This window comes from Asanoa hainanensis, assembly GCF_900188485.1.
GTDB classification, from domain to species: domain Bacteria; phylum Actinomycetota; class Actinomycetes; order Mycobacteriales; family Micromonosporaceae; genus Asanoa; species Asanoa hainanensis.
Genome location: NZ_FZPH01000004.1, coordinates 495,671 through 517,518 on the forward strand (window position 1 = coordinate 495,671; position 21,848 = coordinate 517,518).

Annotated in this window: 20 protein-coding genes; 5 read left to right on the top strand and 15 right to left on the bottom strand. The window is 72.6% G+C overall.

Translation table 11 applies throughout. The features are described 5' to 3' along the window. Window positions 1-19 precede the first annotated feature (19 nt). Window positions 20-1,189, bottom strand: coding sequence for a S1C family serine protease (locus CHC05_RS13455; RefSeq protein ID WP_089248419.1), 1,170 nt, complete (start codon window positions 1,187-1,189; stop codon window positions 20-22). A gap of 112 nt (window positions 1,190-1,301) precedes the next feature. On the opposite strand from CHC05_RS13455, the gene CHC05_RS13460 reads away from it, so the two are divergent. Beyond that, complete coding sequence (locus CHC05_RS13460; RefSeq protein ID WP_089248421.1) at window positions 1,302-2,657, top strand: ribonuclease D; 1,356 nt, start codon at window positions 1,302-1,304, stop codon at window positions 2,655-2,657. A gap of 5 nt (window positions 2,658-2,662) precedes the next feature. Here CHC05_RS13460 and CHC05_RS13465 read toward each other — a convergent pair whose 3' ends face one another. The 3 genes from CHC05_RS13465 to galE are packed head-to-tail and all read right to left on the bottom strand — an operon-like array spanning window position 2,663 to window position 4,416. Beyond that, on the bottom strand, window positions 2,663-2,995 hold the full coding sequence (locus tag CHC05_RS13465; protein WP_089248423.1) for a helix-turn-helix domain-containing protein: 333 nt from the start codon (window positions 2,993-2,995) through the stop codon (window positions 2,663-2,665). Further along, a complete protein-coding gene (locus CHC05_RS13470) occupies window positions 2,992-3,363 on the bottom strand; it encodes a type II toxin-antitoxin system RelE/ParE family toxin (RefSeq protein ID WP_089248425.1) in 372 nt (123 codons plus the stop codon). The genes CHC05_RS13465 and CHC05_RS13470 overlap by 4 nt, the downstream gene beginning before the upstream one ends. Window positions 3,364-3,414: 51 nt before the next feature. After that, window positions 3,415-4,416 (bottom strand): UDP-glucose 4-epimerase GalE, encoded by a 1,002-nt coding sequence (galE, locus tag CHC05_RS13475; protein WP_089248427.1) that lies wholly within the window; start codon window positions 4,414-4,416, stop codon window positions 3,415-3,417. Window positions 4,417-4,521: 105 nt separating this feature from the next. Here galE and CHC05_RS13480 point away from each other — a divergent pair, with 105 nt between their 5' ends. Next, window positions 4,522-5,715 carry a thiolase family protein gene (locus tag CHC05_RS13480; RefSeq protein ID WP_089248429.1) on the top strand — a complete coding sequence of 398 codons (1,194 nt, stop codon included), beginning with the start codon at window positions 4,522-4,524 and terminating at the stop codon, window positions 5,713-5,715. Beyond that, window positions 5,712-7,706, top strand: coding sequence for a 3-hydroxyacyl-CoA dehydrogenase NAD-binding domain-containing protein (locus CHC05_RS13485; protein WP_089248431.1), 1,995 nt, complete (start codon window positions 5,712-5,714; stop codon window positions 7,704-7,706). The genes CHC05_RS13480 and CHC05_RS13485 overlap by 4 nt, the downstream gene beginning before the upstream one ends. Before the next feature lie 55 nt (window positions 7,707-7,761). Here the strand turns inward: CHC05_RS13485 and CHC05_RS13490 are convergent, their stop codons facing one another. The 9 genes from CHC05_RS13490 to CHC05_RS13530 form a co-directional block, all read right to left on the bottom strand. Further along, on the bottom strand, window positions 7,762-8,781 hold the full coding sequence (locus tag CHC05_RS13490) for a hypothetical protein (RefSeq protein ID WP_179266160.1): 1,020 nt from the start codon (window positions 8,779-8,781) through the stop codon (window positions 7,762-7,764). Between the two features lie 114 nt (window positions 8,782-8,895). Beyond that, a complete protein-coding gene (locus CHC05_RS41440) occupies window positions 8,896-9,282 on the bottom strand; it encodes a VOC family protein (protein WP_089248433.1) in 387 nt (128 codons plus the stop codon). Between the two features lie 31 nt (window positions 9,283-9,313). Continuing rightward, window positions 9,314-10,525 (bottom strand): sensor histidine kinase, encoded by a 1,212-nt coding sequence (locus CHC05_RS13500; RefSeq protein ID WP_089248435.1) that lies wholly within the window; start codon window positions 10,523-10,525, stop codon window positions 9,314-9,316. Then, window positions 10,522-11,193: a response regulator transcription factor gene (locus CHC05_RS13505; protein ID WP_089248437.1), complete on the bottom strand. Its 672-nt coding sequence runs from the start codon at window positions 11,191-11,193 to the stop codon at window positions 10,522-10,524. The genes CHC05_RS13500 and CHC05_RS13505 overlap by 4 nt, the downstream gene beginning before the upstream one ends. Window positions 11,194-11,237: 44 nt before the next feature. After that, window positions 11,238-12,620, bottom strand: coding sequence for an outer membrane protein assembly factor BamB family protein (locus tag CHC05_RS13510; protein ID WP_089248439.1), 1,383 nt, complete (start codon window positions 12,618-12,620; stop codon window positions 11,238-11,240). Between the two features lie 7 nt (window positions 12,621-12,627). After that, entirely contained in the window at window positions 12,628-13,872 is a 1,245-nt protein-coding gene (locus tag CHC05_RS13515; protein ID WP_089248441.1) for an outer membrane protein assembly factor BamB family protein, read from the bottom strand. 11 nt (window positions 13,873-13,883) lie between these two features. Continuing rightward, window positions 13,884-15,845 carry a 1-deoxy-D-xylulose-5-phosphate synthase gene (gene dxs, locus CHC05_RS13520; protein WP_089248443.1) on the bottom strand — a complete coding sequence of 654 codons (1,962 nt, stop codon included), beginning with the start codon at window positions 15,843-15,845 and terminating at the stop codon, window positions 13,884-13,886. 122 nt (window positions 15,846-15,967) lie between these two features. Then, a complete protein-coding gene (locus CHC05_RS13525) occupies window positions 15,968-17,173 on the bottom strand; it encodes a class I SAM-dependent RNA methyltransferase (protein ID WP_089248445.1) in 1,206 nt (401 codons plus the stop codon). Beyond that, on the bottom strand, window positions 17,170-19,257 hold the full coding sequence (locus CHC05_RS13530) for an APC family permease (protein WP_218824528.1): 2,088 nt from the start codon (window positions 19,255-19,257) through the stop codon (window positions 17,170-17,172). Before CHC05_RS13530 ends, CHC05_RS13525 begins: the two co-directional genes overlap by 4 nt. Before the next feature lie 99 nt (window positions 19,258-19,356). Here CHC05_RS13530 and CHC05_RS13535 point away from each other — a divergent pair, with 99 nt between their 5' ends. Both CHC05_RS13535 and CHC05_RS13540 read left to right on the top strand, forming a co-directional pair. Beyond that, window positions 19,357-20,040: a potassium channel family protein gene (locus CHC05_RS13535; protein WP_342745636.1), complete on the top strand. Its 684-nt coding sequence runs from the start codon at window positions 19,357-19,359 to the stop codon at window positions 20,038-20,040. Further along, entirely contained in the window at window positions 20,037-20,729 is a 693-nt protein-coding gene (locus CHC05_RS13540) for a potassium channel family protein (RefSeq protein WP_179266174.1), read from the top strand. The genes CHC05_RS13535 and CHC05_RS13540 overlap by 4 nt, the downstream gene beginning before the upstream one ends. Here the strand turns inward: CHC05_RS13540 and CHC05_RS13545 are convergent. Both CHC05_RS13545 and CHC05_RS13550 read right to left on the bottom strand, forming a co-directional pair. After that, entirely contained in the window at window positions 20,726-21,412 is a 687-nt protein-coding gene (locus CHC05_RS13545) for a DUF3159 domain-containing protein (RefSeq protein WP_089248449.1), read from the bottom strand. The two genes, CHC05_RS13540 and CHC05_RS13545, sit on opposite strands and share 4 nt — an antisense overlap. Then, entirely contained in the window at window positions 21,409-21,789 is a 381-nt protein-coding gene (locus tag CHC05_RS13550) for an OB-fold nucleic acid binding domain-containing protein (protein WP_089248451.1), read from the bottom strand. Before CHC05_RS13550 ends, CHC05_RS13545 begins: the two co-directional genes overlap by 4 nt. Window positions 21,790-21,848: the final 59 nt, after the last annotated feature.

Here is a 21,848-nt window from a genome sequence, read left to right on the forward strand (position 1 = left end):
CGCGGCGGCCGCACGCCGGTCAGCAGATCTTGAAGGCGTCGCAGGCGACCTTGATGGGCACGGCCAGGCCGATGCCCTCGGCGTCCTGCGCCTTGGCGGTGGCGATGCCGACCACCTGCTTGGCCGAGTTGATCACCGGGCCGCCGGAGTTGCCCGGGTTGATCGGCGCGTCGAACTGGATCATCGGGCCGTTGCTCTCCGGAAGCTCGCGGACCGCGCTCACCACACCTGTCGTCACCGAGTCGCTCAGGCCCAGCGGAGCACCGACCACCACGATCTGCTGGCCGGACTTGACCGTTCCCTTGGCGGTCACCAAACCATTGATCTTGGTGCTGGTACGCAGGTGGGCCACGTCGGCCGCCTTGTTCACGGCGACGATCGTGGCCGCGTACCGCTTGCTGTCGCGCTCCAGGAACACCTGGCGCCCGCCGGCCTCGTACACGTCCTCGACGACGTGGAAGTTGGTGATCATGTTGGTCTTGCCGCCGCTCGCCGGTTTGCCCACCGCGAACGCCGTGCCGGTCACGTCGCCGGCCGCCACGCGGAACACGCTGGGCAGCGCCGCGCTGGAGATCGCCTCCGGGTTGAACGCCGCGCCGAGCCGCTTCTCCAGGTCCGCCGCCCGGCCGTCGAGCCCGTCGAGCCGGCCGGTGGCCTGGGCCTGTTCGTCAGCCCGCACCCGCTCGTTGCTGGCGAGCCGGTCACCGATCTGCTCGATGCGCACCGCCTGGTAGGCGACGACACCGGCCAACACGACGACCAGGCCGAGCGTGGCGCCCACGACCCAACGGCGCTTTTCACCTTTACGGGTGTCCGCCGCGGGAGGCGCGAACGGCGCGAAGGCGGCGGGATCACCCGACTGGCGCGGTGGCGGCGGCGTGAACGGCGGACCGGGCCGCGGCGGGACGGGACTGAACGGGTTGACCGGGTGGAAAGGCGCCGAGTCGACCGGGCCGCGCGGCGCGGGTGGGGCGTAGTCGGGCGGCGGCGACCACGAGACGGACGGCTCGACCGGGCCTCGCGGCCCTGGTGGAGCGTAGTGCGGCGGCCCCAGGTCGGCCGGCGGTCCGAAGTCGCTCGGCGGGAAGCCGCGGTCGACAGGCTGGTAGATCGGACCCTCCGGCGGCGGTGGATCGCCGTACCCGGGTGAAGTTTCGGGCCAGGTTGTGCGTTCGTCCCCGGCGGACATTCTCCGCTCCCCTCCGTCGCACCGGACTGGACCCCCGCAGGACCGTACCGCACCACCCGACGCGCCGACCCGGCTGTCCGATGCGTGACGGCGTGCCTACTAGGGTTGGCAGGTGACCGACGAACCACCCCTGCGCCGTCGGGCCGCACGCCGAGCGGGGGACGAGTCGCCCACCTCCCCCGAAGCGGACGGCCCCTCCACCGGCTCCCCCGACGGCCCGGCGGCTCCCGCGCCCCTTGCTGACGGCCCGGCGCCGCAGCTGCTCACCGCGCCCCGGGAAGGCACGCCCGCGCCCGTCGAGTCGCCCGACGACCTCGCCGACGCGGTGGCCCGCTTCGCCGGCGGCACGGGTCCGGTGGCGATCGACGCCGAGCGCGCGTCCGGCTACCGCTACAGCCAGCGGGCCTACCTGGTCCAGCTCCGGCGCAGCGGCTCCGGCACCGTGCTGATCGACCCGCTGCCGCTGGGCGACCTGCGTACGCTCGACGCCGCCATCGCCGACGCCGAGTGGGTGCTGCACGCCGCCAGCCAGGACCTGCCGTGCCTGTCCGACCTGGGCCTGCGCCCCCGCCGGCTGTTCGACACCGAGCTGGCCGGGCGGCTGGCCGGCTTCGAACGCGTCGGCCTGGCGGCATTGACAGAGCAGTTGCTCGGGTACGCGCTGGAGAAGCACCACTCGGCGGCCGACTGGTCGAGCCGCCCGCTGCCGGACTCGTGGCTGAGCTACGCCGCGCTGGACGTCGAGCTGCTGGTCGACCTCCGCGACGCGCTCGCGGCCGAGCTGATCACCCAGGGCAAGCAGGACTGGGCGGCCGAGGAGTTCGCCGCGCTGGTCGCCTGGGGCGCGCAGCCGCCGCGCAACCGCCCCGACCCGTGGCGCCGCACCTCCGGCATCCACCGCATCCGCGGCGCGCGGGCCCAGGCCCGGGTCCGCGCCCTGTGGTACGCCCGCGACGACGTCGCCGCCCGCCGCGACTCGGCACCGGGCCGGGTGCTGCCCGACTCGGCGATCATCGCGGCCGCCGAGATCGACCCGAAGGACGAGCGCACCCTGCTCTCGCTGCCGGGCTTCGGCGGACGGTCCGTACGCCGGCTGGCCCGGATCTGGCTCGACGCCCTGGACACGGCCCGCGGCCTGCCCGACGACGCCCTGCCGACCAACCCGCCGATCGACGGCCCGCCGCCACCACACCGCTGGGCGGAACGCGACCCGGTGGCGGCGGGCCGACTGTCCCGCTGCCGCGAGGTGGTCACCACGACGGCGGGAGCACACAAGCTGCCGCCGGAGAACCTGATCGCCCCGGACTCGATCCGCCGCCTGGCCTGGACCCCACCGGAAGACGTCACCCCGGAAACGGTCTCGGCCACCCTCCGCGGCTACGGCGCCCGCCCGTGGCAGGTAGGCCTGATCGCCACAGACCTGGCCACAGCCCTGGACGACCCGAAACCGAAGCCGGAAGGGAGCTGACGGGATCAGGCCACGTCGAGCTGGATGTTGCCGATGCGGGCCACGATGTCGAGATGCCCACCGAGCCCGACCACGTAGGCGCGGAGCGAGTCCAGACCCACGGCTTCGCCGTGCTCGATCTGGCTGATCCGCGCCTGGGATAGGCCGCTGGCTTCGGCTAGCTGCGTCTGCGTCAGACCGAGCTGCTTGCGGATCGCGGCAAGCTTGGCTCCGCTGACTGAGGCCAGCATCTGCTCCCGCATCTGACGACGCCGCCCGACGCGCTCGTCGCTGTCCCACGTGGGGTCGATCGCACGCGCCTTCGCCTTGGTCTCTTCCCAGCTCACGGCGTCGGTCATGACGGTTCCTCTTCCTTCAGCTGCGCCAGGTGTGCGGAAAACCTCGCGTCTGCCAGCGAAATGGCCGTGCGGTACCAAGCCTGCCACCGGCCGGACTTGTCACCCGCCACCACGAAGACAGCCTCACGCCGGGGATCGAAGGCAAAGATCATGCGGACCTCCGTCGCACCCGACGAACCCGGCCGTAGCTCCTTCATATGGTGGTAGGCGCTTCCCTTGAGCCGGTCGACCAGCGGGCGGCCCAGCGCCGGACCATGCTGCGCCAGGATCTCGATCGCCTCGGCGACAAGATCAGCTGTCTCGGGATCAGTGCCGCAGAGATCCAGGAACCAGGCCTCCACCGCAGGATGCAGGTTCACTTCCCACACCCACGCAGTATAAGCCAAACTTATATCGACCGTCGCCCGATCTCTGAGCGGCTACTCGCCCAGGATCGAGGGGCGCAGTGCGGCCCATTCGAGGGAGTGGCGGATGCCGTCCTCGACCGAGTAGTCCGGGGTCCAGCCGAGTGCGGCTGCCGCCTTGTCGGTGCGGGTGTAGGAACCCACCACGTCGCCCGGGCGGGAGGGGGCGTCCGAGACCCGCAGCGGGCGGTCCGCGACCCGCCGGAAGGCAGCGACGAACTCGCGGACCGTCGTGCCCGTGCCCGTGCCCAGGTTGAGCACGTCGTAACGCTTCGAACCCTCGGCGGGCAGGACCTCGTCGAACCGGCGCAGGGCCTCGACGTGGGCCCGGGCCAGGTCCCAGACGTGGATGAAGTCGCGGATGCCGCTGCCGTCGCGGGTCGGCCAGTCGGTGCCGGTGATCCGGAACTCCTCGCCCGCCTCCAGCGCCGTGATCAGGCGGCCGAGCAGGTGGGTCGGCTGCGCGTGCTGCAGGCCCGTGCGCATCTTCGGGTCCGCGCCGATCGGGTTGAAGTAGCGCAGCGAGATGACCCGCAGGTCGTACGCGTTGGTGCAGTCCTCCAGCACCCACTCCATGACGGCCTTGGTCCGGGCGTACGGCGACTCCGGGCGCAGCGCCGACGTCTCGTCGACGGTGAAGTCGGCGCCGGGGGCGTAGATGGAGGCCGACGACGAGAACAGGTAGCGGTCGCAGCCGTTGCGGGTCACGTGCGAGATCAGCTCGAGCGACTTCGCCACGTTCTCGCGGTAGTAGCGCACCGGCTCGGCCACCGACTCGGGCACCACGATGAGGGCGGCGGCGTGCACCACGGCCGAGATGTCCGGGTGGTCCGCGAAGATCCGGTCGATCAGGGCGCCGTCGGCGATGTCGCCCTCGTAGAAGAGCCGGTCGCGGACGTACTCCGCCCGGCCGGTGACGAGGTTGTCGACGATCACCGGGGTGATGCCGGAGTCGATACAGGCCGAGGCCACCGTGCTGCCGATGAAACCCGCCCCGCCCGCGATCAAGACCTTCATGGGGTTGGACCCTACCAACCGCGTGCTTGTGTCCCACTCCACGCTCCGTGCGAGGTTACCGGCGAGTAGCATTCGACTCAGACCCCGTACCGAGGAGGCCCTTCCGTGCCCCGTTCTGTCCGCGACGTCGCGTTCGTCGACGGCGTCCGCACCCCCTTCGGAAAGGCGGGTGGCATGTACGCGCACACCCGCGCCGACGATCTGGTCATCCGCTGCATCCGTGAGCTGCTCCGGCGCAACCCGCAGCTGCCCCCGGCCGCGGTGGAGGAGGTCGCCATCGCCGCGACCACCCAGATCGGCGACCAGGGCCTGACCATCGGCCGCACCGCCGCCCTGCTGGCCGGCCTGCCCAAGACCGTCCCGGGCTTCGCCATCGACCGGATGTGCGCGGGCGCGATGACCGCGGTCACCAACGTCGCCGGCGGCATCGCGATGGGTGCCTACGACGTCGCGATCGCGGGCGGCGTCGAGCACATGGGCCGGCACCCGATGGGTGAGGGCGTCGACCCCAACCCGCGGATCCTGGCCGAGAAGCTGGTCGACCCGTCCGCGCTGGTGATGGGCAAGACCGCGGAGAACCTGCACGACCGGCTGCCGGCGGTCACTCGCGAGCGGGCCGACGCGTTCGGCCTCGCGAGCCAGGTCAAGACGGCCAAGGCGTACGCGAACGGCAAGCTCCAGGACGACCTGGTGCCGGTCGCCCTGCGCGACCCGGAGAACGGCTGGGGCCTGGCCACGGTCGACGAGGCGCCGCGCGACACCAGCATGGAGAAGCTGGCCACGCTGAAGACCCCGTTCCGCCCCCACGGCCGGGTCACCGCGGGCAACTCCGCCGGTCTCAACGACGGCGCGACCGCGAGCATCATCGCCGCCGAGGACACCGCCCGCGAGCTCGGGCTGCCGGTGGCCATGCGGCTGGTCTCGTACGGCTTCGTCGGCGTCGAGCCCGAGGTGATGGGCGTGGGCCCGATCCCGGCGACCGAGAAGGCGCTGCGGATCGCCGGGCTCGACATCGCCGACATCGGCCTGTTCGAGCTCAACGAGGCGTTCGCCGTGCAGGTGCTGGCGTTCCTCGACCACTTCGGCGTCGCCGACGACGACCCGCGGGTCAACCCGTGGGGCGGTGCGATCGCGGTCGGCCACCCACTGGCCTCCTCCGGCGTGCGGCTGATGACCCAGCTCGCGCGCCAGTTCGCGGAGCACCCCGAGGTGCGGTACGGCATCACCGCCATGTGCATCGGCATCGGCATGGGCGGCTCGGTCATCTGGGAGAACCCGAACTGGGAGGGCACCAAGTGAGCAGCGAGGTCGTAACGAAGGCGCTGGTACGCGCCGTCACCGTCAACGGGCGCAAGGCCGCGCTGATCACCCTCGACAACGGGCTCGACCACACCAAGCCCAACACGTTCGGCCCGGGCGGCCTGGCCAGCCTCGACGAGGCGATCACCGCCGCGCAGGCGCTGGAGCCCGCGTTCATCGCGATCACCGGAAAGCCGTACATCTTCAGCGTTGGTGCCGACATCACCGGCATGCCAGCGATCGCGTCACGGGAGCAGGCGGTCGAGCTCGGCCGGTACGGGCACCGGGTGTTCAACCGCCTCCGCGAGTCGACGATCCCGACGTTCGCGTTCGTCAACGGGGTGGCCATGGGCGGCGGGCTGGAGGTGGCGCTGCACTGCCACTACCGGACCCTGTCCGGCGGCGCGGGCGCGCTGGCCCTCCCCGAGGTCTCGCTCGGCCTCGTGCCGGCCTGGGGTGGCACGCAGTTGCTGCCGAACCTGATCGGCATCGCGCCGGCCGCCCAGGTGATCATCCAGAACCCGCTGACGCAGAAGACGCTGCGCCCGCCGCAGGCCCGCGAGCTGGGCATCGCCGACGTGCTGCTGGAGCCGGCCGACTTCCTGGAGCGCTCGCTGGAGTGGGCGGCCGGGGTGGTCGCGGGCGAGATCACGGTCGAGCGGCCGGAGATCGACCGCGACATGTGGGACGGCGTGCTCTACTTCGCCAAGCTGCAGCTCGACGAGCGGCTGCACGGCGCGGTCGCGTCCGCGGAGAAGGCGCTGGAGCTGCTCGCGCTGGCCAAGGACGCCGACTTCGCCACCGGCACCGCCGCCGAGGACGAGGCGCTCGGCGACCTCGCCACCGGGGCGCAGCTGCGCAACAGCCTCTACGCCTTCGACCTGGTGCAGCGCCGCGCGAAGCGGCCGGCCGGCGCACCCGACAAGGCGCTGGCCCGCGACGTCACCAAGGTCGGCGTGGTCGGCGCCGGCCTGATGGCCGGGCAGATGGCGCTGCTGTTCGCCCGCCGCCTCGAGGTGCCGGTCGTGCTGACCGACCTCGACCAGGACCGGGTCGACAAGGGCGTCGCCTACGTGCACGGCGAGATCGCCAAACTGCACGGCAAGGGCCGGATCGACGAGGGTACGGCCGCCAAGCTGCGCGGTCTGGTCAGCGGCTCCGTCGACAAGGCGGCGTTCGCCGACGCGGACTTCGTCATCGAGGCCGTGTTCGAGGACCTGGGCGTGAAGAAGCAGGTCTTCGCCGAGCTGGAGAAGATCGTCTCGCCCGAGGCGGTGCTGGCGACCAACACCTCCTCGCTGTCGGTCACCGAGATGGCCGCCGACCTCGAGCACCCGGAGCGGGTCGTCGGCTTCCACTTCTTCAACCCGGTGTCGGTGATGCCGCTGGTCGAGATCATCCGGGCCGGCAAGACCGACGACCCGGCGCTGGCCACCGCGTTCGCCGTCGGCAAGCAGCTCAAGAAGTCGTGCGTGCTGGTCAAGGACGCGCCGTCGTTCGTGGTCAACCGGCTGCTGACCCGGTTCCTCGGCGAGATCTACGCGGCGATCGACGCCGGCACCCCGGTGGAGGTGGCCAACACCGCGCTGGACCCGCTGGGCCTGCCGATGCGGCCGCTCGCGCTGCTCACGATGGTCGGGCCGGCGGTCGCGCTGCACGTCTCGAAGACCATGCACGCGGCCTTCCCGGACCGGTTCGGGGTCAGCGAGAACCTCGGCCGGATCGTCGCGAGCGGGAAGTCGCTGACCGACCGCGAGGGCAACATCGACGGGTCCGTGGTCGCGCTGCTCGAGGTCGGCGACGCGCCGCTGACCGCCGAGCAGGTGCGTGACCGGGCGCTCGACGCGATCGCCGACGAGGTGCGCACGATGCTGGCCGACGGCGTGGTCGCCGACGCCAAGGACATCGACCTGTGCCTGATCCTGGGCGCCGGCTGGCCGTTCCACCTGGGCGGCATCACGCCGTACCTGGCGGCGACCGGCCGGCGCTGACCGAAAGCGGAACAGGCCCCCGGGGATCACCCCGGGGGCCTGTCGCGTCGTTGGGCTACTGCGTCTCGACCTGGCCGCGCATCGTCACGAAGTTCTTGTAGGCCGTGGTGCCGTCGACGTTGTAGACGCCGATCATGCCCACGCTGCCCCGGTCGGCCCACGCGCAGAGGCCCAGCGGGATCGAGGCGCCGCCCTCGGCGATCGCGCCGTCGGCGCACCGGGCCTCACCGCCCAGCGGACCCGGGTCGACGGTCTTGATGTTCTTCATCGTGAACGGCGCCTTGTTGAGGTCGCCGAAAGTCCGGTCGAGCTCCGCACCGGGGCTGGCGATCAGGCCGGAGGCGGCCACCAGCATGATCAGCTCGCGCTTCTCGATGTTGCCGTAGAACGCGGCGGCCGTGCTGGTCGCGTCGGGCACGTCGGCGTTGAGCTGGGTCTTCATCTCGTCGACCGCGCTCTGCAGCTCCGGGTCCTGGATGCGGGGCTGGCCGCCGAGCGTCTCGGGGGCCGCCACCCGCGTGTTGGCGACCGCGGCCACGTCGTCCTTGAACACGAAGTAGAGCGTCGCGGCGCCACCGAGGCAGAGCACCAGCACCGACGCGAGGACGATCAGCACGATCTTGCCCGCGCTGCGCTTCTTCTTCGGCGGCGCGGTCGGCGGCATCGGCGGCCCACCGAACTGCCCGTCGCCGTAGCCGGCCTGCTGCGGCGGCTGGCCGTAGCCCGGCTGCGGGTAGCCCGGCTGCTGGCCGTAGGGCGCCGGCGACGAGGGCTGGCCATAGGTGGGCGGCTGCTGGCCGTAGTCGGGCTGCTGCCCGTAACCCGGCTGCTGACCGTAACCGGGTTGCTGACCGTAGTCGGGTTGCTGGCCGTAGCCGGGCTGCTGGCCGTAGTCGGGCTGCTGTGGCGGCTGGCCGTAGGTCCCGGGCTGCGGCGACCCGTAGGTCTGCCCGTAGTTCGGCTGCTGCGGGGGCTGCTCACCGTAGGGCTGCCCGTACTGCGGCTGCTGCGGCGGCTGCTGGCCATGCGGCGGCTGGGAGCCGTACGACGGTGGCTGGGCGTATGGATCGGACATCACGGCTCCCCGGAGTTACTCCACGTGGACTGCCGGATCGTAGCGAGCGTAGTCACGCGCCGGGTCCCCTGCGTCAGCCAAGGGACACAAGGTGTATCCCGATCGTGACTGCGGTCAGTGCTGGGCCCGCTCGGCCGCGCTGCGCTCGACGCAGAACTCGTTGCCCTCGGGGTCGGCCAGCGTCACCCAGCCGGTGCCGTCCGGCCGGCGCCGGTCCCCGACCAGGGTGGCGCCGATGCCGAGCAACCGCTCGACCTCTTCGTCGCGCGTACGCTCGGTCGGCTGGAGATCGAAGTGGAGCCGGTTCTTGCCGGTCTTCTCGTCCGAGATCCGACAGAACAGCACGCCGGGGCCGGCGCCCTCGGGCGCGATCAGCAGGGCCTCCGGGTCACCCGGGAAGTCCTCCTCGGAGCGCGGGTAGCCGAGCACCTGCGACCACCACCCCGCCAGCTCGTACGGGTCGCGGCTGTCGATGTTGAGATGGTGGATGCGGTTGGTCATCGCGTCACCATGTCAGTCGACCCAGCGGTGATCAACGGGATTTGCCGTCGGTCACCGCGGCCGTGCCCGCGGCCACGGGCGTGATGCTGGCGGCCGGCAACGTCACCCGCACCTCGAGGCCGCCGTCCTCCTGCGGCTCGGCGATCACGCTGCCGCCGTGCGCGTCGCACACCGCCCGCACGATCGACAGCCCCAGTCCCGAGCCACGGGCGCCGGTGCGCTCCCGTCCGCCGCGCCGGAACGGCTCGAACAGGCCCGGCACGTCGATCGCGTCGACCTCGAAGCCGGTGTTGCCGACCACCAGGAACACCTGGTCGCCCTCGGTGCCGGTGCGGGCCCAGAGCCGGCCGTGCAGGTGGTTGTAGCGGACCGCGTTCTCCACCAGGTTGCCGGCCAGCCGTTCGAGCAGGCCGGGATCGCCCACCACCGGCGCCGGCGCCAGGTCGGTGGTGACCGTCAGGCCCAGCCGGTCGACCTCGCCGCGGATCGCGGACATCGCCGAGCGCAGCCCGTCGGCCAGGTCGGCGGGCACCTTGCGGCCCAACCGGCGGCCCCGCTGGGACTCGCTGCGGGCCAGCACGAGCAGGGCGTCGACCAGGCCGTTGGCCCGCTCCGAGGCGTCGCGCACCACGGTGGCCATGCGGCGGAACTCCTCGTCGTCGGCCTCCGGGTCGGCCAGCGTCACGTCGATCTCGGTGCGCATCACGGCCAGCGGCGTACGCAGCTCGTGCGAGGCGTTGGCGACGAAGCGTTTCTGCGCCTCGAACGCCGAGCCGATCCGGTCGAGCATCGCGTCGAAGGTGCGGGCCAGCTCGGCGATCTCGTCGTCGGCGCCGGTGTAGCGGATCCGCTGGTCCATCGTCTGCTCGCCGAGCCGGCGGGCGGTCGCGGTCACCTGGTGCAGCGGGCGCAGGGCCCGCCCGGCCACGACGTACGCCGCGAGGACCCCGACCAGGCTGGTCACCAGCAGCGCCAGCAGCCCCTTGACCAGCAGCTCGTGCGACGCCGAGTCGACCACCTGGGCCTGCCACGCGGCGGCGTCGAGCCGGCGGCCGTCGGCGAGGTCGACGAACGCACCGGGCTGGAGCTGGTCGGCCGGGTGGATCGCCTCGCCGACCAGCAACCAGGCGAGCAGGATGAGCACGAGCCCGGTGGCCACCACTACGACCCCGTTGAGCAGGGTGAGCCGCAGTCGAAGGGTTGGCCGGGGAGCCCGCCCCCGCGCCGCCGCATAGACCGTCACGTCACCAGCTCCCCCGGCATGCGGTAGCCGGCGCCGACCACCGTTTCGATCAGTGGCGGCTCGCCGAGCTTCTTGCGCAGCGTCATCACCGTGACCCGTACCGTCGTGGTGAACGGGTCCGTGTTGGCGTCCCAGACCCGCTCCAGCAGCTCTTCGCTGGACACCACCGCGCCGCGGGCCTTGAGCAGTTCCTCGAGCACGCCGAACTCCTTGCGGGTCAGGTCGACCGGTGCGCCGGCCCGGGTCGCCACCCGGCGGGCCGGGTCGAGCACCAGGTCGGCGAACGCGAGCACCGGCGGCGCGGGCGGGGTGGCCCGCCGGCCGAGCGCCCGCACCCGGGCCACCAGCTCGTCGAAGGCGAACGGCTTCGGCAGGTAGTCGTCGGCGCCGAGCTGGAGGCCGTCGACCCGGTCGGCGACCGTGCCGCTCGCGGTCAGCATCAGCACCCGGGTCAGGGCGCCCGAGGAGACCAGGTCCGCGCAGATCTGGTCGCCGTGCACGCCGGGCAGGTCACGGTCGAGCACGACCACGTCGTAGCGGGTCACGAACGCCATCTCGTGGCCGGACATGCCGTCGTAGGCGACGTCGACCGCCAGCCCGTGCCGGCGCAGGCCACGCGCGATCGCGTCGGCCAGGTTCCGCTCGTCCTCGACCACCAGCACCCGCACTGAAATAGCCTCCCTCACCCCACGTCAAGTTCGTGTGAGCAAAACTAGCGCTCGGGTCGGACGGCCCAGATCCGCAGTGTGCCGTTGGCGGTCCGGCAGACGATGGCCGTGGGGCTCGACTGACAGGTGAGCAGGACCTCGGGGGCGGTGCCGAGGCGGCGCAGGGTGGGCTCGACCAGGGCGAGCACGGTGCGGGGTGCGCCGAGCGGGATGCGGGTGACGACCGGGTCGCCCCGGCCGCCGGTGCGCCAGCCGTGCAGGTCGGCGAGCTCGGCACCGGTGTCCGGGTCGATCGTGTGCACCGGGCCGAGCCCGCCGGGCACCGAGCCGAGGGCGATCAGCTGCCCGCGCGCCTCGACCACGTAGCTGGCGTCCTCGACCCGCCAGTGCAGCCGGCCGTCGGCGGGATCCAGCGCCAGCACGTCGCCGTGGCTGCTGACGCAGACCAGCGCCAGGCAGGGTGCGATCCCACCTCCGTCGATGTCGTACGGCATCCGCCAGCGCACGCCGAGCGTCTCCGGGTCGAGGCCCACGATGCCGGTGCCGCCGTGGTCGGCGTACCAGAGCACGAGGGCGCCGCCGACGCTGAGCCCGGACAGCGGCAGCACCTCGTCGCCCAGCGGGGCGGCCTGCCGCAGCAGCGTGCCGGCGCGGGCGTCGCGCAGCTCGATCCGGCCGGACCGCACGAAGACCGCGAGCCGCCCGGGCCCGCCGGTGCCGGACCCGGACGTGCCGGTGGCCACGGTCGCCGCCCCGGTGCCGCCGACGGCGTTGGACTCGGACTCCGGTGCCACCCGCGGCGGCATCCGGCCGGCCACCGGCGCCGCGCCTCCGATCGCGGTGAAGGTGAACCGGTCCCCCACGTCCGCCGACCAGAGCTCGCGCCCGGTCGCCAGGTCGAGGGCGCGGAGCCGGGGCGGGTCGGCGTCGCTGGCGTAGCCGGTGTTGGCGTCCGCGTCGACCACGAGCTCCGCCGGTGCCCACCAGAGCCGCCGGCCGGTGTCGAGGTCGTACGCGTCGGTGCGGCGGATCCGCCCGGTCGTCTCGCCGCCGGAGACCAGCACCACCGGCCCCGCCAGGTCGATTCGGATGATCCGTTCGCCGGTCGGCGCGTACGCCGCGGACCAGAGCTCCTCGCCGCCGGGCAACCGCATCGCGGTCAGCGTGCGCGCCACCTCGCTGACCCGGCGGACCACGTAGAGCCGGTCGCCGGCGACCGCGAACGAGGAGCCGGGGCCGCCGAACCGGGTGGCCGTCGCGGTCAGCGGCGGCCGCGGCACCAGCGAGCCCGCGAGCACGAGCGAGGCGGCGGCGAGGACGAGGACGAGGCTCCAGAACGGGGGCCGGCGCGGCAGGTCCTCCTCGATCTCGACCGCGTCCGGCGGCGGCACGGTGATCGGCCCGAGCTCGATGGTCCCGCCCGGCATGACGGGCCTACGTCCGCGGCAAGGTGAAGATCGCGAGTTGGCGGCCGTCGGCGCCCCGGCAGACCAGGGCCGTGTCGCCGACCCGGCAGTCCCGGCTGCCGGCGGGCAGCGTGCCGATCGCCCGCGGCGTCGTGCTGGTGCCGCCGTCGGCCACGGCGACCCGCTCGTCCGGCAGCAGCCGCAGGACGAGCTCGTCGGCGCTGCCCCGGACGGGCAGCCAGGGCAGCCCGTCGCCGGTCGCGAAGACCTGGCCGCCGCTGTCGAGGTCGAGGGTCCAGATCCCGTCGGGGGTACGCCCGCAGAGGTCGCCGGCGCAGTCGGCCCACTCGACCTCGTCGGCCCGGTCCGGGCGGCTCCACCGCAGGTTGACGTCGTCGAGGTCGTAGGCGCTGAGCGCGGAGCGCCGGCCCGGTCGGATGTCCGGGTGGCGGAGCACGAAACCGTGCTCGGTCAGGCGCGGGTTGTCGGGCGCGTAGTCGGCCGGCGGCAGCGTCCCGGCGCCGCGCAACGCGCCGCTGGCCAGGTCGCGCACCTCGGTGCGCCCCGAGTCCAGCACCAGCACGGCCACCGGCGGGTCGCCGCCCAGCACGTGCGCCACGGCGGTCGACGGCACCCGCTGGTGCCAGAGCGAGCGCCCGGTGGCCAGGTCGATCGCGTCGACCCGCCCGGAGACCCGCCGGCCCGCCCCGCTCGCGCTGCGGACCTCGTCGACGGCGAGGCCGGCGGCGACGCCCGGCGCGGTCAGCACCGCGTCGGCCCGGCTCCAGCGCACCGCGCCTGTGCCGGCGTCGACGGCCGTGGTGCCGGTCTGCCGCCGGATCGAGTCGCGGGACGCCACGAGCACCAGGTCGCCGACCCGGGTGGCGTACTGGGACATCGCCGCGGGCAGCCGCAGCCGCCAGCGTTCGGTGCCGGCGGGCAGGTCGTACCCGCGCAGCTCGGTCAGGACCGCCGCGCCACCGGAGCCACCACCGGCCGGTGCCGGCGATGGCGCCGGGTCGGCGACCACCAGCAGGTCGCCGGCCACGGAGACGCTCGAACCGGGCTCGACCGGGACGGCCGCGGTGGGCCGGAACGGCGGGCTGGCGGTGGCGGCGCCGCCGCAGACCAGCACGAGCAGGGCGGCCGCCACGGCCAGCCGCCGGCGCTTGGAGCGCCGGCGGAGCCGTGCGGTGGGTGCCCGGTCGTCCTCGACCGTGCCGTGGGCGGTGCCGAGGTCGATCACCACCCACTCGCCCGGCCGGTCGGACATCGCCGTGTTGCCTAGCGGGCGGGGCCGACGTTGTCGCGCGGTGCCGGCGTGGGCGCGTCGAGGCGCTCGGCCGGTGCGGTGTCGTCGAGCCGGGACATCCAGCCGGTGACCTCGCGGGCCACGTCCTGCGCGGTCAGGCCGATGTCGCTCAGGATCTGCGCCCGGCTGCCGTGCGGGTGCCACTGCACCGGCACGCCGAGGTCCTTGAGCGGGACGCGGACGTCGGCGTCGCGCATGGCCTTGGCGATCGCGTCACCGACGCCACCGGTGCGCACGCCGTCTTCGACGGTCACCACGAGCCGGTGTGCGGCGGCCAGCGTGACGAGCTCGGGCGCCACCGGGCGCACCCAGCGTGGGTCGACCACGGTCACGCCGTAGCCCTGCTCGGCGAGCCGGGTCGCGACCTCGACACCGAGGTGGCCGAACGCGCCGACCGCGACGAGCAGCACGTCCTTCTGGCGGTGCTCGGTGAGCACGTCGACCGGGCCGACCTTGCGGACGGCGGGCAGGTCGGCGGCGACGGAGCCGGTCGGGAACCGCAGGATGGTCGGGCCGTCGTCGACCGCCATCGCCTCGCGGAGCTCGTCGCGCAGCGTGGCGGCGTCGCGGGGCGCGGCCATCCGCAGCCCGGGGACGACGCCGAAGACCGACATGTCCCAGATGCCGTAGTGGCTCGGGCCGTCGGGGCCGGTGATGCCGGCGCGGTCGAGCACGAACGTCACCGGGAGCTTGTGCATGGCCACGTCGAGCAGCACCTGGTCGAACGCCCGGTTGAGGAACGTGGCGTAGACCGCGACCACCGGGTGCAGCCCGCCCATCGCGAGGCCGGCGGCCGAGGTCGCGGCGTGCTGCTCGGCGATGCCGACGTCGTAGACGCGCTCGGGGTGCTTGCGGGCCAGCGCGGAGATGCCGGTCGGCTCGGCCATCGCGGCGGTGATGCCGACGACGTCGGGCCGCTCGTCGGCGATCGCGACGAGCTCCTCGGCGAACACGTGGGTCCACTTGACGCTCGGCGCGGCCAGCAGCTTGCCGGTCTCGACGTCGAACGCGCTGCTCGGGCCGTGCAGGTTGTCGGCGTCGTCTTCCTCGGCGGGGCGGTAGCCGTAGCCCTTGCGGGTCACCGCGTGCACGATGACCGGCCCGCGGAAGCCCTTGGCCCGGCGCAGGGCCGACTCCACGGCACCGATGTCGTGGCCGTCGACCGGCCCGACGTACTTGATGCCGAGATCCTCGAACATGGCCTGCGGTGCCACGGCATCCTTGATGCCCTTCTTCACCGCGTGCAAAACCTCGTAGAGCGGCCGCCCGACCAGCGGCGTCGAACCCAGCGACTCCTTGACCAGGTCGAGCACCTTCTCGTAGCCCGGGTTGAGCCGGAGCGAGGACAGGTGGTCGGCGAGGCCGCCGATCGTGGGCGCGTAGGACCGCTGGTTGTCGTTGACGACGATGACCAGCGGGTTGCGGGCGGTCGCGATGTTGTTGAGCGCCTCCCAGCACATGCCACCGGTCAGCGCGCCGTCGCCGACCACGGCGACCACGCTGCGGTCCTCACCGCGCAGCGCGAAGGCCTTGGCGACGCCGTCGGCGTAGCTCAGCGCGGTGGACGCGTGCGAGTTCTCGACCATGTCGTGCTCGCTCTCGGCCCGGCTGGGGTAACCCGAGAGCCCACCGCGCTGGCGGAGCTGGTCGAAGCCCGCCTGGCGGCCGGTAACGATTTTGTGAACGTAGGACTGGTGGCCCGTGTCGAACAGGAACCTGTCGCGCGGCGAGTCGAACACCCGGTGCATCGCGAGCGTCAGCTCGACGACGCCCAGGTTGGGACCGAGGTGCCCGCCGGTGCGGGAGACCTTGGCAACGAGGAAGTCACGGATCTCCGCGGAGAGCAGGACAAGCTCCTCGCCGGAGAGCCGTTTGAGGTCCTGTGGGCCGCGGATCGCGGACAACAGACTGGCCCGACCCTCTTCAACGCTCATGACCGGCAAGTGTATCGGGGTACCCACCTGGCGCGCTCCGATCCGAGATCGTCTTCACCGAATCTCCCTTTCCGCAAGGCATGCGAAGGCGCGGCGATCACCGTGGGTAGCCGAACAACTGCTCAGGCGTCGGGTGTGAACAGTCCGACGCACTCGAGGTGGTGCGTCATCGGAAAGCAGTCGTAGCCGCGCACGGCCGCGAGTCGCCAGCCGTGCTCGCGGAAGGTGCGTACGTCGCGGGCGAACGCCGCCGGATCGCACGCCACGTAGCCGACCGCGCGGGCGCCCGACCTGGTCAGCGCCTCGATGACCTTGGCACCCGCGCCGGTCCGCGGCGGGTCGAGCACCACCACGTCGACCGGCCCGGCCACCCGGCGGCGGCTCAGCGCGGTCTCCACCCGGGCCGCCACGACCTCGACCCACGGCAAGTCCGCGAGGTTGTCCCGCGCCGCCGCGACGCCGTCGGGCGCCGACTCGACCAGCGTCACCCGGCCGCCCGGCCCGACGCGCTCGGCGAGGGCGGCCGCGAACAGCCCGGCACCGCCGTAGAGGTCCCAGGCGCGCTCGCCCGGGCGCGGGTCGACCAGGTCGAGCGCCGCGCCGACCAGCGTCTCCGGCGCGGCCGGGTGCACCTGCCAGAACGTCTCCGCGTCGATCGTCCACGTGCGACCGCCGGCGCGCTCGCGGACGGTCGGCCGGTGCTCACCCGGCAGCTCCCAGGCCGTGGCATCGCCTGTCGAGGTCGCCACCGCCTCCACCGCGTCGGCCGTCGGCCAGGTGCGGTCGAGCACCGGCAGCGCCTGGATGGCGGGGTGGGCGATCAGGCAGCGGTCGATCGGCACGACCTCGTGCGAACGGTGCTTGAGCAGCCCGGGCCGGCCTGCGGCGTCGACCGCGTAGCGGACGCGGGTGCGCCAGCCGGTCAGGTCGCCGGGCAGCGCCGCGACCGTGACCCCGAGCGCGTCGACCTCGTCGGCGGTCAGCTTGCCGAGCCGGGTGAGCTGCTCGCGGAGCACCGCGGTCTTCCAGTCGAGCTGCGCCGCGGGCGACGCGTGTTGCAGGTCACAGCCACCACAACGGCCCGCACCCGCGTACGGGCAGGGCGGCGCGACGCGATCGGGCGACGCTTCGAGGATCTCCACCGCGTCGGCCCGCAGGTATCCACTGTGCACCTCGGTGACCAGGGCGGTGACCCGCTCACCGGGCAGCGCGTGGCGCACGAAGACGACCTGGCCGTCGAGGCGGGCGACGCAGTGCCCGCCGTGCGCCGGCGGCCCGACGGTGAGGGTGACCAGCTCTTCCTCGGTGACGGCCGGACGGTCGGTCATGTCCGGTCACCCTGCCCGGTCGGTGCCGGCACCTCGCCCTCGTCGGGGCCCGGTGCGGTCGCGCCGGGCAGGCCCGAGGCGTCGAGCTTGACCGAGCCCCGGGTGCGCGGACCGCGCGCCGGACCCCGGATCAGGGTCGCGTCCAACCGGTCGAGGTCGCGGCCCTGGCTCGACGCGAGCTGCCACGGCACGCTGGTCACCATCACGCCGGGCTCGAACAGCAGCCGGCCCTTGAGCCGCAGCGCGCTCTGGTTGTGCAGGAAGTTCTCCCACCAGTGGCCGACGACGTATTCCGGGATGAAGACGGTGACCACGTCGCGCGGCGAGTCGGTGCGCACCCGCTTGACGAAGTCGATGATCGGCCGGGTGATCTCCCGGTAGGGCGAGTCGATGACGGTCAGCGGCACCGGCACCTGGCGCCGCTCCCACTCGGCCTGCACGGCCCGGGTGTCCTTGTCGTCGACGTTGACGGTCACCGCGGTGATCGTGTCCGGGCGGGTCGCCTGGGCGTACGCCACCGCCCGGAGGGTCGGCATGTGCACCTTGGAGACCAGCACCACGACATGGTTGCGGGCCGGCAGGATCGGGCGGCCCTCGTCGGGGGCCAGCTCGCGGGAGACCCGGTCGTAGTGCCGGCGGATGGCCAGCATCACGACGTAGATCACCAGCATCGCGGCGATCGCGATCCAGGCGCCGAGCAGGAACTTGGTGATCAGGACGATGACCAGGACCGTGCCGGTGAGGAACGCGCCGAAGGTGTTGATCGCGCGGGCGCGGTGCATGCGGCGACGCGCCTCGGGGTCGCGCTCGCGCGGCAGCAGCCGGTTCCAGTGGCGGATCATGCCGGCCTGGGACAGCGTGAACGAGACGAACACACCGACGATGTAGAGCTGGATCAGTCGGGTGACCTCGGCCTGGAAGGCCATGATCAGCACGATGGCGCAGACGGCGAGGAACAGGATGCCGTTGGAGAACGCCAGCCGGTCGCCGCGGGTGTGCAGCTGGCGGGGCAGGTAGCGGTCCTGGGCCAGGATCGAGCCGAGCACCGGGAACCCGTTGAACGCCGTGTTGGCGGCCAGGAACAGGATCAACGCCGTGGCGCCGGCCACCACGTACAGCAGGATCGAGCCGTTGCCGAACACCGTCTCGCCGAGCTGGGTGGTGACCGTCTTCTGCACGTAGTCGCCCGCGCCGCCGATGATCTGCCGGCCCGGGTCCTCCATGAACTGGAGATGGGTCAGCCGCGACATCGTGACGATGCCGACCAGCATGCCGACCGACACCACGCCGAGCAGCAGCAGCGTCGTGGCCGCGTTGCGGCTCTTCGGCGGCTTGAACGCGGGCACGCCGTTGGAGATCGCCTCGACGCCGGTCAGGGCCGCGGCGCCGGACGAGAACGTTCTCAGTAACAGGAACACCATCGCGAAGCCGGTCACGGAATGCTCGGCGGCGATGTGCAGGTCGGCGCTGGGCGCCCGGAGGTCCTCACCGAGCACGAAGATCCGGAAGAAGCCGGTCAGCAGCATGCCGACAATGACGATCATGAAGCCGTACGTCGGGATGGCGAAGGCCGTGCCGGACTCCCGCAGGCCGCGCAGGTTCATCGCGGTCAGCACGATCACCGCGCCGACCGCCACCGGGATCTTGTGGGTGGCGACCCAGGGCACCACGGAGCCGAGGTTGGCCACGCCGGAGGAGACCGAGACCGCGACGGTCAGCACGTAGTCGACCAGCAGCGCGCTGGCCACCCCGATGCCGAACTTGGGGCCGAGGTTGACGGTGGCCACCTCGTAGTCGCCGCCGCCGGACGGGTACGCGTGCACGTTCTGCCGGTAGCTCGCGACCACGGTGAGCATCACGACGACCACGGCGAGTGCGACCCACGGCGAGAACACGTAGGCCGAGGCGCCGGCGATCGACAGCGTCAGCAGGATCTCGTCGGGCGCGTACGCGACGCTGGAGAGCGCGTCGGAGGCGAACACCGGCAGGGCGATCCGCTTGGGCAGCAGCGTGTGCTGCAGCCGGTCGGACCGGAACGGTCGACCGAGCAGCAGTCGCTTCATCACCGAGGCGGGGCGGGCCACAACGGGTAAGGGTACGGCGGGCTGATCAGCCGCGTCGTCCGGTAGGCAGACACCGGCGACCCACCCCCAGGGGGTACGGTCAATCGGCAGCGATCCGCCGTGGAAGGGGTGTCACCGGTGCACGTCGTGATCATGGGATGTGGTCGCGTCGGCTCGACGCTCGCGCACACTCTCGAGGACCGCGGGCACTCTGTTGCCGTCATCGACCAGAACCCGGACGCGTTCCGCCGGCTCGGCCCCGAGTTCGGCGGCGTCATCGTCGCCGGCGTGGGCTTCGACCGCGACGTCCTCCGGGAGGCCGGCATCGAGCGGGCCGACGCCTTCGCGGCGGTCTCCAGCGGCGACAACTCCAACATCATCTCGGCCCGGCTGGCCCGCGAGACGTTCGGCGTGTCCCGGGTCGCGGCCCGGATCTACGACCAGAAGCGCGCCGAGGTGTACGAGCGACTCGGCATCCCGACGGTGGCCACGGTGCGCTGGACCGCCGACCGGATGATCCGCCACCTGGTCCCCGAGGGGCACGCCGAGATCTTCCGTGACCCCACCAGCACCGTCTCGATCATCGAGGTGCCGGTGCACAAGGACTGGATCGGCCGCCTGCTGCGCTCCCTGGAGGACGCGGTCGGCGCCCGCACCGGCTATCTCATGCGGTTCGGCATCGGCACGCTGCCCACCGCCTCGACCGTGATCCAAGAGGGTGACCAGCTGTTCATGCTGGTCACCGACGACATCTCCACATCGGTGACCGAGGTCGCCGGTGCCGCGCCGGAAGGGGGGCACTGACCATGCGGGTCGCCATCGCCGGGGCGGGCAACGTGGGCCGCTCGATCGCCGCGGAGCTCGTCGGCAACGGCCACGAGGTGATGCTCATCGAGCGTTCGCCGAAGATGCTGCGCCCGGACCGCGTGCCGGCCGCGGAATGGATCCTGGCCGACGCCTGCGAGCTCGCCAGCCTGGAGGAGTCCAACGTCGCGAGCTGCGACGTGGTGGTCGCCGCCACTGGCGACGACAAGGTCAACCTGGTCGTCTCGCTGCTGGCCAAGACCGAGTTCGCGGTGCCGCGGGTGGTCGCCCGGGTCAACCGCGCCGAGAACGAGTGGCTCTTCACCGAGCAGTGGGGCGTCGACGTCTCGGTCAGCAAGCCCCGGCTGATGGCCGCGCTGGTCGAGGAGGCGGTCACGGTCGGCGACCTGGTCCGGCTGATGACGTTCCGGCAGGGCGAGGCCAACCTGGTCGAGATCACGCTGCCGCCGACCGCACCCTACGTCGGCCTGCCGGTGCGCAACGTGCCGCTCCCCCGCGACTCGGCGCTGGTGGCCATCCTGCGGGGCCGCCGGGTGCTCGTGCCGACCCCGGACGACCCGCTGGAGGCCGGCGACGAGCTCATCTTCGTCTGCACGGCCGAGGTGGAAGACGCGGTGCGCGCGGTCATCCTGGGCCCGGACGCGGCCGAGCGCCGGGCGCTGCGCTAGGCGTTGGCGTTCTCGACGGCCGGCGGGCGGTCGCGGGTGACCCGGCGGACCACCGCGACGGTGAACAGCGCCAGCAGCACGTACGGCGGCGTGCCGAGCACCAGCCGGGCGACGCCGAGCAGGTCGTCCTGCTTGTCCCAGTAGAGCCAGGCCTGCGCGCTCACCTTGAGGATCCAGACCACGGCCCAGACCACCGTCAGCCAGATGAACGTGCGCATCAGCCGGCGGTCTTCGCGCCACTCCGCCTTGCCCCCAGCCATGATCACCGACCAGCCCCAGCCGACCAGCGGCTGCCGGACCGCGGCCGAGATCAGCAGCGCGGCGGCGAAGATGTAGCTCTGGATGATGCCGGGCAGGTAGAAGTCGCGGGCCTCGCCGGTGCGCCAGGCGATCAGCGCGCCGAGGCCGATGCCGAACAGGCCGTTGACCGCGTGCCGGACCGGGCGGCGCTGGGCCAGCCGGATGCCGCCGATCACCAGGGCGACGCCGACCGAGGCGATCAGCGCGGGGTTGAGCTCCCAGACGATGTTGACGACGACGAAGACGACCACCGGGATGCTGGACTCGACCAGCCCCCGCCAGCCGCCGAGCTGCTGCGACACCATCTCCCCGAAGGGAGGCAGCGGCTCCTCGCCGTCGGGGTCGCGGGTGGACTCGTCGGCGGCGCGCTGCGAAGAGGTCATCTGGTGGCTTCCAGCTCGTAGTGCGGGTTGTAGATGACTTTACGGTCATCCCGCACCGCGACGCGACCACGCGCGGTGAGTTGTCGCCCGGGCTCGATCCCGGCGATGTGCCGGCGACCCAGCCACACCAGCGTCACCACGTCGCTGCCGTCGTAGAGGTCGGCCTCGAGCGTGGGGAGGTTGGTGCGTGGGGTGTAGACGACGGTCTTGAGGCGCCCGGTGAGCGTCACGAGCTGGCCCCGCATGCACAGCCCGGCCGGCATGCAGCCGGACTTCGCGCTCTCCCGCTGCAGGCTCTCGGCCTCCAGGGTCTCCTCGTCAGCCGTCAATCGGGCGAGGAAGCGCCGCAACGACGTGCGGCTCTGGTCGATTGCCATGACCTTCGGCTTCCGCTCTCTCGACGCCCCGGCCGGGCGCACGCCCCTTTCAGCGTACG

Excerpts from the sequence above, each read along its gene's own strand:
- CHC05_RS13515 (WP_089248441.1), bottom strand. The coding sequence starts at position 13,872 with ATGTCCGACCGGCCGGGCGAGTGGGTGGTGATCGACCTCGGCACCGCC.
- CHC05_RS41440 (WP_089248433.1), bottom strand. The coding sequence starts at position 9,282 with ATGACCAACCGCATCCACCATCTCAACATCGACAGCCGCGACCCGTAC.
- galE (WP_089248427.1), bottom strand. The coding sequence starts at position 4,416 with ATGAAGGTCTTGATCGCGGGCGGGGCGGGTTTCATCGGCAGCACGGTG.
- CHC05_RS13490 (WP_179266160.1), bottom strand. The coding sequence starts at position 8,781 with ATGTCCGATCCATACGCCCAGCCACCGTCGTACGGCTCCCAGCCGCCG.
- dxs (WP_089248443.1), bottom strand. The coding sequence starts at position 15,845 with ATGAGCGTTGAAGAGGGTCGGGCCAGTCTGTTGTCCGCGATCCGCGGC.
- CHC05_RS13525 (WP_089248445.1), bottom strand. The coding sequence starts at position 17,173 with ATGACCGACCGTCCGGCCGTCACCGAGGAAGAGCTGGTCACCCTCACC.
- CHC05_RS13465 (WP_089248423.1), bottom strand. The coding sequence starts at position 2,995 with ATGACCGACGCCGTGAGCTGGGAAGAGACCAAGGCGAAGGCGCGTGCG.
- CHC05_RS13550 (WP_089248451.1), bottom strand. The coding sequence starts at position 21,789 with ATGGCAATCGACCAGAGCCGCACGTCGTTGCGGCGCTTCCTCGCCCGA.
- CHC05_RS13455 (WP_089248419.1), bottom strand. The coding sequence starts at position 1,189 with ATGTCCGCCGGGGACGAACGCACAACCTGGCCCGAAACTTCACCCGGG.
- CHC05_RS13510 (WP_089248439.1), bottom strand. The coding sequence starts at position 12,620 with ATGCCGGGCGGGACCATCGAGCTCGGGCCGATCACCGTGCCGCCGCCG.
- CHC05_RS13545 (WP_089248449.1), bottom strand. The coding sequence starts at position 21,412 with ATGACCTCTTCGCAGCGCGCCGCCGACGAGTCCACCCGCGACCCCGAC.